General features: G+C 72.3%; 14 protein-coding genes. 7 read left to right on the top strand and 7 right to left on the bottom strand.

The features are described 5' to 3' along the window. Positions 1–5: 5 nt before the first annotated feature. Positions 6–3236: an amidohydrolase family protein gene (locus ACFU53_RS06695; RefSeq protein ID WP_383986717.1), complete on the bottom strand. Its 3231-nt coding sequence runs from the start codon at positions 3234–3236 to the stop codon at positions 6–8. A 147-nt stretch (positions 3237–3383) separates the two neighbouring features. After that, positions 3384–3875, bottom strand: a complete 492-nt coding sequence (locus ACFU53_RS06700) for a DUF6328 family protein (RefSeq protein ID WP_383986720.1) — start codon at positions 3873–3875, stop codon at positions 3384–3386. A 148-nt stretch (positions 3876–4023) separates the two neighbouring features. Here ACFU53_RS06700 and ACFU53_RS06705 point away from each other — a divergent pair, with 148 nt between their 5' ends. Further along, the gene (locus ACFU53_RS06705; RefSeq protein WP_383986723.1) at positions 4024–5739 is read left to right on the top strand and encodes a cholesterol oxidase substrate-binding domain-containing protein; all 1716 of its coding nucleotides are present in this window, start codon (positions 4024–4026) and stop codon (positions 5737–5739) included. A 74-nt stretch (positions 5740–5813) separates the two neighbouring features. On the opposite strand, the gene ACFU53_RS06710 is transcribed toward ACFU53_RS06705, so the two are convergent. Both ACFU53_RS06710 and ACFU53_RS06715 read right to left on the bottom strand, forming a co-directional pair. Further along, positions 5814–6641 (bottom strand): DUF1206 domain-containing protein, encoded by an 828-nt coding sequence (locus ACFU53_RS06710; RefSeq protein ID WP_383986726.1) that lies wholly within the window; start codon positions 6639–6641, stop codon positions 5814–5816. After that, the gene (locus ACFU53_RS06715) at positions 6641–7027 is read right to left on the bottom strand and encodes a hypothetical protein (protein WP_383986729.1); all 387 of its coding nucleotides are present in this window, start codon (positions 7025–7027) and stop codon (positions 6641–6643) included. The genes ACFU53_RS06710 and ACFU53_RS06715 overlap by 1 nt, the downstream gene beginning before the upstream one ends. A gap of 239 nt (positions 7028–7266) precedes the next feature. Here ACFU53_RS06715 and ACFU53_RS06720 point away from each other — a divergent pair, with 239 nt between their 5' ends. The 5 genes from ACFU53_RS06720 to ACFU53_RS06740 all read left to right on the top strand — a co-directional run bounded on the left by ACFU53_RS06720 (position 7267) and on the right by ACFU53_RS06740 (position 11951). Then, positions 7267–8190: a MurR/RpiR family transcriptional regulator gene (locus tag ACFU53_RS06720; RefSeq protein WP_383986731.1), complete on the top strand. Its 924-nt coding sequence runs from the start codon at positions 7267–7269 to the stop codon at positions 8188–8190. A gap of 277 nt (positions 8191–8467) precedes the next feature. Then, the gene (locus ACFU53_RS06725; protein WP_383986734.1) at positions 8468–8851 is read left to right on the top strand and encodes a hypothetical protein; all 384 of its coding nucleotides are present in this window, start codon (positions 8468–8470) and stop codon (positions 8849–8851) included. Between the two features lie 107 nt (positions 8852–8958). Next, positions 8959–9276 (top strand): YkvA family protein, encoded by a 318-nt coding sequence (locus ACFU53_RS06730; RefSeq protein ID WP_383986737.1) that lies wholly within the window; start codon positions 8959–8961, stop codon positions 9274–9276. A gap of 40 nt (positions 9277–9316) precedes the next feature. Beyond that, entirely contained in the window at positions 9317–10705 is a 1389-nt protein-coding gene (locus ACFU53_RS06735) for a CAP domain-containing protein (protein ID WP_383986740.1), read from the top strand. A 130-nt stretch (positions 10706–10835) separates the two neighbouring features. Then, the gene (locus tag ACFU53_RS06740) at positions 10836–11951 is read left to right on the top strand and encodes a serine hydrolase domain-containing protein (RefSeq protein ID WP_383986743.1); all 1116 of its coding nucleotides are present in this window, start codon (positions 10836–10838) and stop codon (positions 11949–11951) included. Between the two features lie 45 nt (positions 11952–11996). Here the strand turns inward: ACFU53_RS06740 and ACFU53_RS06745 are convergent, their stop codons facing one another. Genes ACFU53_RS06745 through ACFU53_RS06755 form a run of 3 tightly spaced genes read right to left on the bottom strand, consistent with a single transcriptional unit; the run spans position 11997 to position 16047 of the window. Beyond that, positions 11997–14357 (bottom strand): glycoside hydrolase family 65 protein, encoded by a 2361-nt coding sequence (locus ACFU53_RS06745; RefSeq protein ID WP_383986745.1) that lies wholly within the window; start codon positions 14355–14357, stop codon positions 11997–11999. Further along, a complete protein-coding gene (locus tag ACFU53_RS06750; protein ID WP_383986748.1) occupies positions 14354–15112 on the bottom strand; it encodes an HAD family hydrolase in 759 nt (252 codons plus the stop codon). The genes ACFU53_RS06745 and ACFU53_RS06750 overlap by 4 nt, the downstream gene beginning before the upstream one ends. Positions 15113–15168: 56 nt before the next feature. Beyond that, complete coding sequence (locus tag ACFU53_RS06755) at positions 15169–16047, bottom strand: ANTAR domain-containing protein (protein ID WP_383986751.1); 879 nt, start codon at positions 16045–16047, stop codon at positions 15169–15171. A 94-nt stretch (positions 16048–16141) separates the two neighbouring features. Here ACFU53_RS06755 and ACFU53_RS06760 point away from each other — a divergent pair, with 94 nt between their 5' ends. Continuing rightward, the gene (locus ACFU53_RS06760) at positions 16142–16810 is read left to right on the top strand and encodes a nucleoside/nucleotide kinase family protein (RefSeq protein WP_383986754.1); all 669 of its coding nucleotides are present in this window, start codon (positions 16142–16144) and stop codon (positions 16808–16810) included. The last annotated feature ends 8 nt before the right edge of the window (positions 16811–16818 follow it).

Raw genomic sequence — 16818 nt, forward strand, 5'->3', positions numbered from 1 at the left:
CGCCCTCAGTGGTGGACGTCGCAGCACCCGTCCTGTCGCATCAGCCGGCCGATCTCCAGCCAGTCGTCCTCGCTCTCGGCGGCCTTCACGCGCCGGGCGGTGGGCTGGTACGCGGCCACCAACTCCTCGGTGGTGTAGGGGGTTCCGCCCCGCAGGACCGACACCGTGCGGATGAGGTCGGCGAAGTCCGTGAAGGGGTCACCGTCGACGACGGTCAGGTCCGCGAGCTTGCCCGTCTCGACCGTGCCGAGGTCGTCATCGAGGCCGAAGAGCCGGGCCGGGAGGGCGGTCGCGGTGCGCAGGGTCTCGGCGGGGGTGAGGCCGCCGTCGTGCAGGGCGCGCAGGGCGACGTGGAGGTAGAGACCGACGGGGCCCAGCGGCTGGTCGGTGCCGAGGGCGATGATGCCGCCGGCCGCGAGGATCCGCCGGTAGATGTCGGTCTCCGTGCGCAGCGCGGCGAGTTGCGCGGGCGTCGGCGGAATCCCCGCTTGCTGCTGTACGAGGGCGGCGTCCCACGGCGGCATCACGACCGTGACCCGGGGGTCGTCGGCCAGGGACGGATCCGCGCCCATGAGGGGCGCCGCCGTGAAGGGGGTGGCGATGAGGGAGAAGTCCACGCCATGCTCGGTGTAGATCTCCACCACGTCCTCGTAGGCCCGCCCGCTCGCGGTGATGGCGTGGCCGAACTCGGCGCGTTGAGTGGCCTGCAGATGGGTCGTCAGGTCCTGGCCGAGCTGCACGCCCGGGGAGAGCAGGTGACCGCCCGTGCGGACGCCGAGGCGTTCGTGGGCGAAGTCCGCGGCCTCGCTCATCACCCAACCGGGCGCCCTCACATAGGTCTTGACGAAGTCCCAGTCGAGCGCCGCGCCGCGCTCCAGTGAACGGTGGAGTCCCGCCTTCGTCCGGTGGGCGCGTCCCATGCTGTACGCGACACGCGCGCCGTCGAGGAGTTCGCCGGTGGTGAGCAGCCTGGGTCCGGCCAGCCGGCCGGCGGTCACCTCCTCGCGGATGCGGACCTGTTCGTAGGCGAAGCCGCCCAGGGAGACGGCGGTGGTGATGCCGTACGTGAGCTGTCCGGTGGCCTGGCGGCCGCCGTAGGTGCTCTGCCAGGGGTGGGTGTGGGTGTCCCACAGGCCCGGGAGCACGGTGTGCGTGGAGGCGTCGACTCGGCGGAGGGTGGCCCGGCGGTTGCCCCGGTGGGGTTCGACGGCCGTGATGCGGCCGCCGCGTACGACGATGTCGACGTCGTCGCGGACCGTCTCGCCGGTGCCGTCCCACAGGCGTCCGGCGTGGACGACGGTGTCGGCGGGCGTGGGCCGGGTGCGGTCGAGCAGCACGCGGACGGTCCGGGCGTGGTCGCCGGAGACGTCGACGAGGCGGAGGCGGGTGCCCGACTGGTAGAGCAGGGTCCTGGAGTCGCCGGACCAGGTGGGGTGGTCGGCGGGTTCGGTGGTGAGGGTGCGGAGTTCGCCACGCGGGGTGCCGTCGGGGGCCACGGGCAGCAGGCAGAGCGCGGACTCGACGATCACGGCCATCCAGCGGCCGTCGGGCGACCAGACGGGCCCGGAGTCGTACCGGTCGGCGATCGAGGTGTGGGGCGCGACCGCGTGCAGCCGGTCGGCGCCGGTCGTGGCGTCGACGATCCGGATCAGGTTGTAGCCCTCGCGGAAACGGGCACCGAGACGGTTGCGATCGCACAGCGCGAGGTACCGCCCGTCGGGCGACCAGCTCGGCCTGCCGGGGATCCCGCCCCCGCCGAGCGGCGCCACGAGGACGCGCTCCTCGCCGCTCGCGAGGTCCCGTACGACGAGCCGTCCGGACATGTCGAGGCTCGCGAGCCGCCGCCCGTCGGGCGAGAGCGCGGGCATGACCCGGCCGCCGGTCGCGAGCGCGGTCTCCTCGCCGGTGGCCAGATCATGCCGGTACACGCCGAGGAGGCCGTCACGGTCGTCGGCGTAGACGAGCGACCTTCCGTCGTGTGCCCAGGCGGGCGCGAGGAGCCAGCGGGTGGGCGGCGACTTCCGCAGCCTCTTCGGTGGGCGGCCGCCCGCAGTTCCGGCCAGCCAGAGTGAGTTGAGGGCGGCGAAGGCGATGCTCCGGCCGTCGGGGGAGAGCGCGGGCAGGTGGATGCCCCGCGCGGGCCGCACGCGCGCCTGCCCGAGGTCGTACTCCTTGAGCCGGTAGCGCGGTCGGTCCACGGAGAGCACTCCCTCGAAGGGAATCGCTTCCGGCTGCGCGGGTTCCTCGGGGCGTACGAGGGTGAAGCGGCCGTTCAGCGTGAGCAGCAGCTCTCCTGCCGCCGTCCAGCGGGGCGGCACGGGCGCGATGTCGCCGTCGACCGGGACGGGCTGTCCGGCGACGACCAGGGTGCAGGAGCCGTTGGGGGAGGCGGTGGTGCGCAGGTACGCGAGGCGGCCGTCGGGGGCGAGGGCGGGGGTCATGACCTGGGCGGCCGCGGTCTCGGTGTGCTCGACGGCCACCTGGCCCGTGCCGCCGGCGGCCACGGCGGCGACGGTGCGGGACTCCACGGACGGGGTGGTGCCCGAGGTGACGACCTTGGCGCGTACGAACAGCAGCCGCGTGCCGTCCGGTGACCAGGTGGGGTCGAAGTCCTCCCACTGGCCGTCCTGGAGGGGGCCGTCCTGGCCGGGGAGGCCGGTGACGCGGGTGATGTCGCCGGTGCCGAGGTCCAGGACGTGGATGCGGTAGGGGCATCCGTTGACGGGGCTGCCGGGGTCGCCGCCGCGTTCGGAGCCGAAGGCCAGCCGGGTGCCGTCGGGCGACCAGGCTGGTGCCCGGTCGTCCCAGGGGCCGTCGGTGCGCTGCTTCAGCTCGGAGCCGTCGGGGCGCATGGTCCAGATGTGGAAGCCGCCACCCTGGTAGGCGCAGAACGCGATGAGGTCGCCGTCCGGGGAGTACGTGGGCCGGTTGGGTTCGAGGCCCGCCGGGGTGAGGGGGACCGCCTGGCCGCCGCCGCGCGGCAGGGACCACAGGCCGCTCTGGATCTCGGCGATCAGTGTGTCGCCGGCGGGTGCGAGGGTCGCCGAGCCGTTGGTGGCCCGGGTGAAGGTGAGGGCGAGCCCGGTGCCGGGGGTGCGGGTCCGGGCGACGGCGGGTGCGGCTGTGCCGACGGTGACGGCGGTGCCGAGGACCGCGGCGGCCCCCGTGGCCCCGGTGGCGGCGAGGAGTTGACGGCGGCTCAGGGGCGGGATGCGGCGACTCTGATCACGGTCCATGACACCGCACGCTTGCGCACCACACGGCCCACGGGCAACACCGCCATTCACGCCATCGGGGGATGTCACCCGCCGGTGTGACGGCGGTCGGTATCACTCGCCGGTGTGACGGGACCCGGAGTCAACCCGGCGTGACGGAGCCCAGTGTCACTCCCCCGCGTGACGGCGGCGGATCCACGCCGGGAGCACCAACCAGCACAGCAGGTACCAGAGGAGTACGCATCCCACCAGCCACGGCACGAACTCGTCGTCGGTGGCCACGCGCAGGATCAGCAGCAGCGCCGCCGTCATCGTCGCGAGGAGCAGGATCAGGCCGACGACGGTCAGCCGGCCCGCCCACTGCACGGCGGCCGGTTTGATGCGCCTCCCGGCGACGATCCGATGGAAGGAGACGGGCCCGATGAGGGCCCCGGTGGCGGCGGCGCCGAGGATGACGGTCACGATGTAGATGTTCTTCTCGGTCTGCGGCAGTTCCGCGTAGCGCGGGGTGAACACGACGGTCAGCAGGAAGCCGAACAGGATCTGCACCCCGGTCTGGGCGACCCGCACCTCCTGGATGAGTTCGGCCCAACGGCGGTCGGCGCGCTCGTCCTCCGTCTCGTCGCGGCCTCGGTCCTGGCTGCCGTGCACCTCGGTCACGCGTCCTCCCGGTCGGGTCGATGTCCCTTTCCCTGGATGGCGCCGTGACCCCGATGCCCAAGCACGCACCGCCGTCCCTTCACTCACACGAGTGAATCCAGTTGACGGATCGGTCACTTGTGCCAATCTCCGGCCTAGCGTGACTGCGGTGACCGACTCATCAGAAACGTCCCGCCGGGGTTTCCTCCTCGGCGCCGCCGCGCTCGCCCTCACCCCGCAGTTCGTCCGCCAGGACCCGGCCGCCGCCGCGGCCGAACTGCCCGGCTTCCCGGCGGATGTCGAGCTGTACAGGTCGGCGTACCGCAACTGGGGCGGGGAGATCACCGCGTCCGGGCTGTGGGCGTGCGCGCCCGCCGACGCGGACCAGGTGGTTTCGGTGGTCAACTGGGCCCGACGGCAGGGCTGGACGGTCCGGCCGCGCGGCCTGTCCCACGGCTGGTCACCCCTGACCATCACCTCCGGCACCGACTCCGGCGCCCCGGTGATGCTCGTCGACACGACCACGCACCTCACCGGCATGACGCTGGAGTCCACCGCCCCCGCCGCCGCCGTCCGCGTGGGCTCCGGCGCCTCGCTGGAAGGGCTGCTGACCTTCCTGGAGGGCCACGGCCTCGGGGTGGCGGCCTGCCCGGCGCCGGGTGACCTCTCGATCGGCGGCGCCCTCGCCGTCGACGCGCACGGCACGGCCGTACCGGCGGACGGGGAGACGCGGCTGCCCGGTCACACGTACGGCTCGCTCAGCAATCTCGTGCTGTCGCTGACGGCGGTGGTGTGGGACGCCGACAGCGACGCGTACGTGCTGCGGACGTATCCGCGGGACGACGCGGACGGTGCCGCGCTGCTCACCCATGTCGGGCGCGCGCTGGTCACCGAGGTCGTGCTGCGGGTGGGGGCGAACACCAGTCTGCGGTGCCTGAGCCGGACCGACATCCCCGCCGCGGAGCTGTTCGCCGCGCCCGGCGGCGACGGGCGTACCTTCGCGAGCTTCCTGGACGAGGCGGGGCGGCTGGAGGCGATCTGGTTCGCGTTCACCGAGTTCCCCTGGCTCAAGGTGTGGAGCGTCCGGCCGACCCGCCCGCTGACCTCCCGGCGCGTGACCTCGCCGTACAACTACCCCTTCTCCGACAACGTGCCGACCGTCGTCGCCGACCTCGTCGGGCGGATGGCGTCCGACGCCGCCTGGTATCTGGCCCCGGTACTGGGCAATGCGCAGCTGACCACGGCGTCACTGGGGCTGACGACCACGCTGTCGGCGGACATCTGGGGGCCGTCGAAGAACACGCTGCTGTACCTGAAACCGACGACGCTGCGGGTGACGGCGAACGGGTACGCAGTGCTCACCTCGCGGGACCAGGTGCAGCGCGTGGTCTCCGAGTTCGCCGCGTTCTACCGCGAGCGGCTCACCGCGTACGCCGCGCAGGGGCGGTTCCCCGTCAACGGCTCCGTCGAGATCCGCGTGACCGGCCTCGACGACCCGGCGGACGTAGGAGTGGCCGGGGCGCGTGCCCCGCTGCTGTCGGCGCTGCGGCCGCGCGCCGACCGGCCCGAGTGGGACACGGCCGTGTGGCTGGACGTGCTGACACTGCCGGGGACGCCGGACGCCGAGTCGTTCTTCCGGGAGCTGGAGCGGTTCCTGCTCACTACGTACGACGGCGGCCATGCCCTCACCCGGGTCGAGTGGTCCAAGGGGTGGGGTTACACGGACGAGGCCGCCTGGAGCGACGAAGAGGTGATCGGCACCGTCGTACCGGAGTCCTTCGACGACGGTGCAGGGCCGGGCTGGGACGGCGCGGTGGAGATCCTGGACCGGCTCGATCCGCACCGGGTGTACGGCAACGCCTTCCTCGACCAACTGTTCCCGTAAGCGAATCCGGCGCCCGGGTTCCGTCGGGACCTCGCTCCCGGCCGGAGGCACCTCGTCCTCCGGCCGGGACGGCCTCACACCTTGCGCCAGCGCGCCATGGCGAAGGAGAACAGCCCGAACAGCACCAGCCCGACCGCGACGCAGGCGAGGAGCGCCGGGCCGGGCGGGGCGTCGGCGAAGGAGCGGAGGGTGTCGTCGAGGCCCTTGGCCCTGTCCGGTTCGTACTCGATCGCGGCACGGACGGCGAAGACGCCCGCCGTGGCGAACACCAGGCCGCGCGCGACCCCGCCGACCACACCGGTCACGTCGACGGCTCGACGGGTCCGCCGGGACATCTCACCGAGCCGGAGGTGTTTGTGGTAGGAGCGCATCAGGGCTCGTGCGCCGATCCACACGCCCGCGGCGATCACGCCGACGCCCGCCGCGCCCACGAGCCACTGGCCGGCGGGGAGTTCCAGGGCCCGGGCCGTCACGTCCCGGGACTGCTCGTCGCTGGAACCGCCGCCGCTCCCGCCGCCGCCCTCGCCCGCCGCGAAGGTCAGCACCGAGGAGGCGACGAAGGCGTAGAAGACGAAGCGCGCGGCGGACGCGATCCTCTTGGTCCACTTGCGGCCGTCCGGGCCCGCCGCGCCGAACACGGCCTCCGACAGCCGCCACAGCGCCATGCCCACGAGGCCGACGCCCAGGGCCCACAGCATCACGGAGCCCAGCGGCTTCTCGGCGATCTCCTCGAGCGCGCCCTGACGGTCCGCCTGCTCCGAACTCCCGCCGAAGGCGATCTGTAGGGCCAGCGCCCCGACCAGCAGATAGATGACGCCGCGTGCGGTCAGCCCGGCCCGGGCCGCGCCCTCCGTCACCGAACCCCGCGCGGCATGCCCGCGCCCCACCCCCAGAGTCGTCATCAGTTGCGCCCCTCCCGCCCCTCGACCCGCAGCTGGAGCTGAACCTCCTGGTCACCGGCGTCCACGCCGACCTGGCGCACGGTGTACGCCTCCTCCAGGGCCTCCCGTAGCAGCCGTACGGCGGGTGGGCTGCCCTGGACCTCGACCGTGACGGGCGCGGACGGCGGCTCGGGGTGTTCCCCGGCCCCGGTGGGGACCGCGGCGGTGTCGTACATGCCGGTCCACATCGTGGGCCGGTCGGTGCCGGTCTCGTGCGGCGGGTCGTCGGGGCGCCGGTCCGACTCGAAATGGGCGCGCAGACAGGCGAAGACGCGTTCGGCGTCCTGGGCCGAGCAGTCGCAGAGCACGACCTCGACCTGGGACACGGGCAGACTGGGCAGGGTCACGAGCCTTCTCCCTCGTGTGGGCGACAGGGTGCGGGTACCCCGGGTACCCCCATGGTGTGCCCGAAACGGGGTTCTCGCAGGTCGCGCGAGAGGGCGCCCCGCCGACGGCGCGGCCGGCCCGGCCCCCGCCCCGCCGCCCGGCCCCCGCCCCGCCGTCCGGGGGCGTGGCCCGATCCGCCCGGGGGCGCACGGGCCGTGGGCTATGTTGAGTGCTCGTGGGAGACGAAGGAGGCGCGCGGGTGCCATCGCCGCAGCAGGCACGTGCGCAGGCATCAGCGATCACGTCCGGGCGGACCGCTGCGGACACCGAGCAGTCGCCCACGTCCCGGCTCAGGGAGCTGTTCGACGGCCCCCGGCTCTCCCCCGGGCAGCGGCGGATCGCCCAGTACCTGATCGAGCACATCACCGAGGCCGCGTTCCTGTCGATCACGGATCTCGCGGAGCGGGTCGGTGTGAGCCAGCCGTCGGTGACCCGGTTCGCCGCGGCCGTCGGCTTCAGCGGCTACCCCGCGCTGCGCGAGCGGCTCCAGGCCATCGCGCTCGCCACCCTCGGCAGCGCCCCGGGCACCTCCGCGGCGGACCGCAGCAACGAACTGCAGGCCGCCGTGGACGCCGAGATCGAGAACCTGGAGAACCTGCGGCGCGACTTCGCCGACCCCGACCAGGTGATCGCGGTCGGCCGCGCCCTGTCCCACTCGGCCCCGCTGACCGTCCTGGGCCTGAGGATCTCCGGCGCGCTCGCCGAGTACTTCGCGTACGCCGCCCGCCGTATCCACCCCGACGTCCGGCTGGTGACCAAGGGCGGCACGGTCGCCTACGACACCCTGCTGCAGTCCCGGGAGGCGGGCGGCACCTGGGTGCTGGCGTTCTCCATGCCCCGGCACGCGCAGGAGACGCTGACCGCACTGCGTGTCGCCCACAGTGCCGGACTGAGGGTGGCCCTGGTCACCGACCTGGCGCTCGGGCCGCTCGCGGACGAGGCCGACGCCGTCTTCGCCACCGGCACCGGCTCACGCCTGGTCTTCGACTCGTACGCCGCCCCCGTGATGATGTCCTCCGCCCTGCTCCAGGCCATGACCGACGCGGACCCCGAGCGTACCCAGGCCCGGCTCGAGGCGTACGAGCAGGTCTCCGAGCAGCATCAGTTCTTCCTCAGGGACTGATCCCGTTCTCCCCACATGGCAGGACAGCAGGGGATTCTTCACAACTTTCCCGGCATGAATTTTTCCATGTTCTTGCAAACTCATCGGTATATATAAATACTTCTCGCGGATCGTGACCCGGGGGGACTCCGGGTCACGTCGTCCACCCGGGTCCGTCCGCTCCTACCCGCCACGGCGCCCCGGGTGAGGCGGCCCCGGCCATCCCCTATGCCGGGGCCGCCCAGACTCCACACCCCGCTGCACCCAATGGCGTCGATGCAAGACCGGAGCGTTGAACATGGCCCTCACCTCCTCGCCCATCCGCACGGACTGGCCGTGTCAGGTCAAGACACCCGGCAGTTACGACTGGGAGAGGTCCGCGGCCAAGTGGCTGCGCGAGCTGGTGCCGGCCCGTTACGGCACCTACCCGGCCATGATGCGTCACCCCGTGCTGCTCGCCCGCCACGCCCAGATCCAGGTCCAGCACGAGATACGGGTCGCCCGCACCGCCCTGCAGACCGCCCGCTCCGAACTGCCCAGCCTCGGTATGTCCGAGTCGGTCATCGAGCACACCATCAAGATGTACGCCGCCGAGGTCATGCAGCTGAACCACATGGCCCGCTCCATCCGGGCCGTCAGCCAGGCCCTCGTCGACCACAACCTGGCCCGCGCCCCGCACTGACCCGTCCCCGCTCCCCGCGCGCCGCGGTACACAGCGCCTTGGGAGGGAAGACGATGGGCAGGGCACAAGCCGGGCGCACCGCCCGGCTCGACTGAGGGGCGGGACCGATGGATTCCTGGACATGGGGTGTGATCGTCGCGATCGCGCTGATCGCGGCCGCCGTCCTCGGAGTGGCCGTCTGGCTGCTCCTGCGACTCGTACGCACCCGGCGCGAACTGAGCCGGGCGGGACTCCCCACCGGCCCCAAGTGGGTCTTCTGGGGCGCCGTCCTCTATCTCGTCCTCCCGACCGACCTCGTACCGGACCCGGTCTACCTGGACGACATCGGCGTCCTCCTCCTGGCGCTGAAAACGATGCGCTCCGGCCGCCAGGACGCCCTGGCCACCGAGCGGCAGGAGGGCACGGGAACCGCCCTGCGGGGATGACACGTTGTCGGGCTGACGGTCACTGCGACGGACGGCACCGATGAACGAGCTGGTACCAGGGGGCAACGTCCCCCTGCCGAGCGGCACCCTGACGATCAGGGTGCCCGGACCCTTCGACGTCTCCGCCCTCATCACCGACGACACCGGCAGAGTCCGCGGCGACACCGACTTCGTCTTCTACAACCAGCCGACGGCCCCGGGCGCCCGCCTGACCGGCGAGACCCTGACGGTCGACCCGCCCGCCCTGCGCCCCGGCGCGATACGCCTCACCGTCGCGATCAGCCCGGCCGACCCGGACACGCCGTTGGGCCACCTGCCCGGACCGACGTTGCTCGTCACAGGGCCCGACGGCCGGGCCATCGCCCGCTTCACACCGCCGAGGCCCCAGCGGGAGACCGTACTGCTACTGGCGGAGCTCTACCGCAAGGGCCCCGGCTGGAAGCTGCGGGCACTGGGCCAGGGCTACGCGGACGGACTGGCGGGAGTCGCGAGGGACTTCGGCGTGGACGTGATCGAGGACGCGCCCACTTCGGCATCCGGGCCCACATCAGCGCCCCGTCAGGGGCGCGGGGCTGTGACATATGCGGCTCCGCCGCGTGGGCGCGACCAGCCCCCACCGGCCCGCGCCACACAAGCAACCCCACCGGCCCCCGACTCGAACAGCTTCCTCGGACTGGTCAACTCCACCCGCACCGCCGCAGGTTCCCCACCCGTAACCCTCAACGCCCAACTGTCGGCCGCGGCCCAGGCCCACGCCACCGCGATGGCCGCACAGGGCCGACTCGCCTCGGAAGGCAAGGACGGCGTCTCCGTCTACCAACGCGTCACCACCGGCGGCTACGCCTACCTCACCATCGGCGAACACCTGGTCTCCGGCCCCCGCACCCCCGCCGAGTTCGTGGACCACTGCCGCTCCGACCGACAAGCCAGGCAGACCCTCTGCGAACCCACCTGCAACGAGGCAGGGCTGGGCCACGCGACCGACCCCCGCTCGGGAACCGTGTTCTGGACAGCCCTCTGGGCCCAGCCCTTCTCCCCCGCGGGCCTGCGCCGGACCGCCGCCGAAGTCATCACCCTCACCAACGCCGAGCGTGCCGGCGCCGGCCTTCCCCCGCTCTCCCCCGACCCCCTCCTCACCAACGCCGCCCAGGCGCACAGCACCGACATGGTGGCCCGGGCCTTCTACGCGCACACCTCCCCCGACGGCGGCGAACCCTGGCACCGCGCGGCGGCGGCCGGCTCCACCCGCCGGTCCATCGGCGAGAACATCGCGTGCGGCCAGCGATCCGCCGCGGAGGTCGTGCTCGGCTGGATGAACAGCCCCGGGCACCGCGCGAACATCCTCAAACCCGGCTTCACCCATATAGGTATCGGCTTCGCCGGCGGCGGCGCGGCCGGCACGTACTGGACCCAGCTGTTCGGCGGCTGAAACCGATCCACCGGAACTGTCCCTCTTTCGAGTCGCCCAACTCGCCCCCGCACCAGGCTACTTGACTCTCCGTGATCGCTCGACTCCAATGCAACCTGTCGATGACAGCAGGCAACGGGAGACGAATCAGATGGTTTCGAGAACGGTGGGCACGGGTGTGGCGACGCTGGGCGCGGTCGTCCTGTCCCTCCTGACGGTCCCCGCCCACGCGGCCCCGGTCGCGGGGCCCGATACGACCGCGCTACGAAAAGTGCTGCGCACGGCGCTGTCGCAGGGGGCGCCGGGCGCGTTCGCGAGGATCGACGACAACGGCAAGGTGCACCATCTGGCGGAGGGTGTCGCCGACCGGTCCACCAAACGTGCCATCGGCACCGGGGACCGCATCCGCGTCGGCAGCGTCACCAAGACGTTCACGGCGGTGGTCCTGCTGCAGCTGGTCGACGAGGGCAAGATCAAGCTCGACTCCTCCGTCAACACGTATCTGCCGGGGCTGCTGCCCGACAAGCGCATCACCGTACGTCATGTGCTCAGCCACCGCAGCGGGCTGTACGACTACGCCAACACCCTCTTCTCCCCCAGCGTGTCGGGCTTCGAGAAGGTGCGCAACAAGGTCTTCACCTACCGCCGGCTGATGGACCTGTCGCTCGCCAAGCCGCTCACCGACAAGCCGGGCGCGGTCTACTCGTACTCGAACGCCAACTTCGTGGTCGCGGGCATGCTCATCGAGAAGATCACCAAGAAGTCGGTGGCGACCGCGTACCAGAACCGGATCATCAAGCCGCTGAAGCTCGCCGACACGTTCTACGTCCACCCGAAGAACACGATCCCCGGCAGGTACTCCCGCGGCTATATGACCGTCGACTCCACCGGGAAGAAGATCGACTCGACGCAACAGACGGTGTCGTGGGCGCAGAGCGCGGGGGCCCTGGTGTCCAGCGCCAAGGACCTGAACAAGTTCCTGTCCGCGCTGGTGCAGGGGAAGCTCACCTCGGCCGCCCAGCTGAAGCAGATGCTGAAGTGGACACCGGTGAACAGCACCCAGGCGTACGGGCTGGGGCTGCGCCGGCGTGATCTGTCGTGCGGGGCCTCGGTGTACGGGCACACGGGGACCGTACAGGGCTACTACACCTGGGCGTTCACCTCGAAGACCGGCAAGCGCAGTGTGACGTCGTTCGCCAACACGTCCAACAACGGCACGGTCTACGCGACCGTGAACCGCACGCTGGAGTCCACGTTCTGCGGCTGAGGGCCTGACGGCCGACGGCCGACGGCCGGACCCCGCACCCGCGTCTCAGCCCGTCCGCCTCCGGTGGTGGCCCGGACGCCGGTGCGGGGGCTGCTCCGGCGCCGGGCCGAGTGGCTTCGGTGCCGGGATGTCCAGTCGCCGGGGTTTGTCGCCGTCGAGGGTGACCGACTCGCCGTAGTGGCGGATCGTCAGGGAGTCGCCGGAGAGCAGTTCGTAGGTGGCGTGGCGGGGCCTGATCTCCACGCGCAGGCATGCGTCGAGCAGCCCGGCGTTGAAGGCGAGCCTGCTCAGGCGCTCGGGGAGACGGGGTGCGAAGCCGACGGTCGTGCCGTGGTGGCGCATCCCGCCGAAGCCCGCGACCAGCGCCGTCCAGGTGCCGGCGAGGGAGGCGATGTGGAGGCCGTCGCGGGTGTTGTCCTCCAGGTCCGCCAGATCCATCATCGCCGTCTCGGTCAGATAGTCGTAGGCCAGCTGGAGGTGGCCGACCTGGGCGGCGATGACGGCCTGGCAGCAGGCGGACAGGGAGGAGTCTCGGACGGTGAGGGGCTCGTAGTAGGCGAAGTCGCGGGCCACCTGCTCGTCGTCGAAGAGGTCGCCGCACTTGTACATCGCGAGGACCAGGTCCGCCTGCTTGACGACCTGTTTGCGGTAGAGGTCGAAGTAGGGGAAGTGCAGCATCAGCGGGTACTGGTCGGGCCCGGTGTTCTCGAAGTCCCAGCGCTGGTGGCGGGTGAACCCGGCGTGTTGTTCGTGGACGCCCAGTTCGTGGTCGTAGGGGACGTACATGGCCTGGGCGGCGTCGCGCCAGGCGGCGCTCTCCTCGTCGTCGACGCCGAGGCACGCGGCGCGGTCGGGGTGACGTTCGACGGCGTCGACGGCGGCAAGGAGATTTCCGCGGGCCATGAGGTTGGTGTACGTGTTGTCGTCGACGACGGCGCTGTACTCGTCCGGGCCGGTCACCCCGTCGATGTGGAAGGCGCCGTGGTGGTCGTGGTGGCCGAGGGAGCGCCAGAGCCGGGCGGTCTCCACGAGCAGTTCGACGCCGGTGTCGCGTTCGAAGGCGGTGTCGCCGGTGGCGGTGGTGTGGCGGACCACGGCGTCGGCGACGGCGGCGTTGACGTGGAAGGCGGCCGTGCCGGCGGGCCAGTACGCGGAGCGCTCCGAGCCGTCGATGGTCCGCCAGGGGAACGCGGCGCCCTTCAGGCCGAGTTGGGCAGCGCGGTCGCGGGCGGCGGGCAGGGTGTTCTGGCGCCAGCGGAGGGCTTCGGTGACCGCGCCGGGCGCGGTGTGGGTGAGCAGCGGCAGGACGAAGGTCTCGGTGTCCCAGAAGGCGTGGCCGTCGTAGCCGGAGCCGGTGAGGCCCTTGGCGGGGATCGCGCGCTGTTCGGCGCGTGCACCCGCCTGGAGGACGTGGAACAGGGCGAACCGTACGGCCTGCTGGATCTCCTCGTCGCCGTCGACCTCGACGTCGGCGCGGGCCCAGAAGTCGTCGAGGCGGGAGCGCTGTTCGTCGATGAGCCCCTGCCAGCCGCCGTACGTGGCGGCGGCGAGGGCGGCGTCGACCTGGTCGGCGACGGCGGGCAGCGAGCGGGTGCCGGACCAGCCGTAGGCGACGGTCTTCTCCACCCGCAGCCGCTCGCCGGGCCGCAGGACGGTGGTGGCGGTGAGGCGGGCGACGTCGTCCCTGCTCTCTCCGCCGGTGGTGATCTCGCCGGGGCCGGTGACGACGTGGTCGGCGGCGGCGCCGACACGCAGGCCGCTGCGTCGGGTGCGGTGGACGAGCCGGAGCCGGGCCCCGTCCGCGAAGTGCTCCTCAGGCTCCAGCGGCGCCTTCAGGGCGACGGCAGCCCGTGGATCGCCCTTCCGCTGCGGCAGTTGCTCGTTGGCCACCAGCTCCGACTGGACGACGATGCGTGCCTCGCTGTCGACGGCCTCGACCTCGTAGGCGACGGCGGCGATCGCCCGCTGGGTGAACGACACCAGGCGGGTGGAGCGCACCCGGACGGTCGTCCCGGCCGGTGAGGTCCACTCGCAGCTGCGGCGCAGCACGCCCGCGCGCAGGTCCAGGACGCGTTCGTGGGAGTGCAGCCGTCCGTAGCGCAGGTCGAAGGGCTCGTCGTCGACGAGCAGGCGGAGGACCTTGCCGTTGGTGACGTTGATGACCGTCTGGCCGGACTCGGGGTAGCCGTAGCCGGCCTCCGCGTACGGCAGCGGGTGGAGTTCGTGGACGCCGTTCAGGTAGGTGCCGGGCAGGCCGTGCGGCTCGCCCTCGTCGAGGTTGCCGCGCCAGCCGATGTGCCCGTTGGAGAGGGCGAACACCGATTCGCTCTGCGGCAGGACGTCGAGATGGAGGCCCTTCTCGCGCAGGGCCCAGGGTTCGACGCCGTACGACCTGTGGGTGATCACGCCCAGTCCCCCAGTTCCGTCAGGTCCGGTACGACGGTGTCGGCGCCGTGGGCGCGCAGGGCGTCCGCCTGGCCGACGCGGTCGAGGCCGACGACGTGTCCGAAGCGGCCCGCGCGTCCGGCGTCCATGCCGGCGAGGGCGTCCTCGAAGACGGCGGCCTCGGCGGGTTCGACGCCGAGGTCGTGGGCGGCGGCGAGGAAGGTGTCCGGGCGGGGCTTGCCCGGCAGTCCGCGTTCGGCGGCCACCGCTCCGTCGATCCGTACGTCGAAGAGGTGCTCGGCGTCGATCGAGCGCAGGACGTCCCGGCAGTTGGCGCTGGAGGAGACGACGGCGGTGCGCAGGCCGTGGGCGCGGACCCGCTCGACGTAGCGCAGGGTGCCGTCGTAGGCCTCGACGCCGTCGGTGCGGATGAGGTCCAGCAGGATCTCGTTCTTGCGGTTGCCGAGGCCGTGCACGGTGGCCGCGTCGGGCGGATCGTCGGGGGTGCCTTCGGGGAGGTGGATGTCGCGGGAGGCGAGGAAGGTGCGGACTCCGTCGGCGCGGGGGCGGCCGTCGACGTACTCGTCGTAGTCGGCTGCGGGGTCGAAGGGCCGGAAGGCGTCGCCGTCGCGGCGGCGCAGGAACTCGTCGAACGCACGCCGCCACGCGGCGGCGTGCACGACGGCCGTCCTGGTGATGACCCCGTCGAGGTCGAAGAGGCAGGCCCGGATCCGCTCCGGCAGGCCCAGTTCGGTCAGCTCGGTCGTCTCTGTCATGGGGTCGGGGTTCCCCGCAGGGCGGGAGTCAGTAAGCCGGGCACGTAAGAAACCGGTCATCGTCGGCTGATGCGGCCGCCGCCGTGGGCGCGGCCGAGGATGTGGACGTGTTCCAGGGCGTCGAGGACTACGGTCCGGTCGTACCAGGACAGCCACTCGCCGGCTTCGGCGCCCACGACGGTCAACACCTTGAGCTGGGCACTGGTCAGGCCCCGCAGCGGGCGTTCGAGATGGGCTGACACCATGCCGACGCACAGTCCGGACGAGGTGGTCAGCGGCACGCTGTGGCAGGCGCGGCCGCCCGCGTGCAGGATCGCCGCGCGGGCCTCCTCGGTGAACACCGGGTCCGTCGCCACGTCCTGGACGGTGACCTGGGCGACGTCCCGCGCGGCCTTGGCGCAGGCGGTGCCCTCCTCTCCGACGTGCGCGAAGAAGTCGACGAAGTCCGCCGTGTGTCCCGTGTGCCGCTCGATGCGCAGTCCGCCTTCGGCGCGATCGGCGATCTGGACGTTGCCCATGTCGGTGCCGACGACGGCGAGGGCTTGGCTGAGCACAGCGCTCAGGACCTGGCTCCGGTTGCCGCGTCCGACGCGGTGGCTCCCTGCCGCTTCGAAGCTGAGCGTCGGCTCCGCGTGCCGGGCCCGGCCGGGAAACCACAGAGCGCTCCGGCCGTCCGGACGCGGTGCGCTCACCGCCGCCTCGGCCAGGGTGCGCAGCTTGACGTTGTACTGCTGCGAGGCCCGCTGGAGCAGCGCGAACGCGGTCTCGGCGTCCGGCAGGGCGTAGCGTTCCCGCAGCATGCCCTGGGCCTGGGCGACCAGCGGCCGGCCCTCCATCCGGGTGTGCAGCTGCCGTATCTCGGCGCGCAGCCGCGCCACTTCCTCCCGTACGGCCTCGCCCTCGCCGTCGGGCTCCGACCAGGACCTCTCTCTCATCCGGCACCTTCCGCATTGCTCGCTCCGACCGACAGCAGGGCTCGTCTGCCCGGTCTCGGCCCGGGTACGCCGGATCGGGTCTACCGTCGACCCCATGTCCCTGACCTTCGACGACCTGCTGCACCGGGCCGCCTCCCTGGGCCGCCCCGGCCGCCGGGCGCTTCTCGGCATCGCCGGCGGCCCCGGCGCGGGGAAGACCACCCTGGCCGAGCGGCTGACCGGGGCGCTCAACGGCGACGGCGAACCCTGGGTCGCCCATGTCCCCATGGACGGCTTCCACCTCGCCGACGTTGAACTCGACCGCCTCGGCCGCCGGGACCGCAAGGGAGCGCCGGACACGTTCGACGCGGCGGGCTACGCGGCCCTCCTGGAGCGGCTGCGCGGCGACGAGGACGACGAGGACGACATCGTGTACGCGCCGGGCTTCGAACGCACGCTGGAACAGCCCGTCGCGGGCTCGATCCCGGTCCCGGCCACCGCCCGCCTGGTCGTCACGGAGGGGAACTACCTCCTCCTGGACCACGGGCCCTGGACCCGCGTCCGCTCCCACCTCGACGAGGTCTGGTTCTGCGACCTCGACGAGACCGAGCGGGTACGCCGCCTCGTCGCCCGCCACGAGGAGTTCGGCAAGGGACACGAGGAGGCGGTCGCCTGGGTGCTGGGCTCGGATCAGCGCAACGCCGGCCTGGTGGCGGCGAGCAGACGTCGCGCGGACCTGGTGGTGCCGGCGTCGGCGTTGCCGACGCCGGAGGGGGGGACATGAAGCAGCCC

Origin of the sequence: Streptomyces sp. NPDC057474, assembly GCF_042802555.1 — a bacterium.
Classification (GTDB): Bacteria; Actinomycetota; Actinomycetes; order Streptomycetales; family Streptomycetaceae; genus Streptomyces.

What these genes read in the sequence shown, in the direction of transcription:
- ACFU53_RS06750 (WP_383986748.1), bottom strand. Translation starts at nt 15,112, where the DNA reads ATGACAGAGACGACCGAGCTGACCGAACTGGGCCTGCCGGAGCGGATC.
- ACFU53_RS06695 (WP_383986717.1), bottom strand. Translation starts at nt 3,236, where the DNA reads ATGGACCGTGATCAGAGTCGCCGCATCCCGCCCCTGAGCCGCCGTCAA.
- ACFU53_RS06710 (WP_383986726.1), bottom strand. Translation starts at nt 6,641, where the DNA reads ATGACGACTCTGGGGGTGGGGCGCGGGCATGCCGCGCGGGGTTCGGTG.
- ACFU53_RS06735 (WP_383986740.1), top strand. Translation starts at nt 9,317, where the DNA reads ATGAACGAGCTGGTACCAGGGGGCAACGTCCCCCTGCCGAGCGGCACC.
- ACFU53_RS06725 (WP_383986734.1), top strand. Translation starts at nt 8,468, where the DNA reads ATGGCCCTCACCTCCTCGCCCATCCGCACGGACTGGCCGTGTCAGGTC.
- ACFU53_RS06730 (WP_383986737.1), top strand. Translation starts at nt 8,959, where the DNA reads ATGGATTCCTGGACATGGGGTGTGATCGTCGCGATCGCGCTGATCGCG.
- ACFU53_RS06740 (WP_383986743.1), top strand. Translation starts at nt 10,836, where the DNA reads ATGGTTTCGAGAACGGTGGGCACGGGTGTGGCGACGCTGGGCGCGGTC.
- ACFU53_RS06755 (WP_383986751.1), bottom strand. Translation starts at nt 16,047, where the DNA reads ATGAGAGAGAGGTCCTGGTCGGAGCCCGACGGCGAGGGCGAGGCCGTA.
- ACFU53_RS06760 (WP_383986754.1), top strand. Translation starts at nt 16,142, where the DNA reads ATGTCCCTGACCTTCGACGACCTGCTGCACCGGGCCGCCTCCCTGGGC.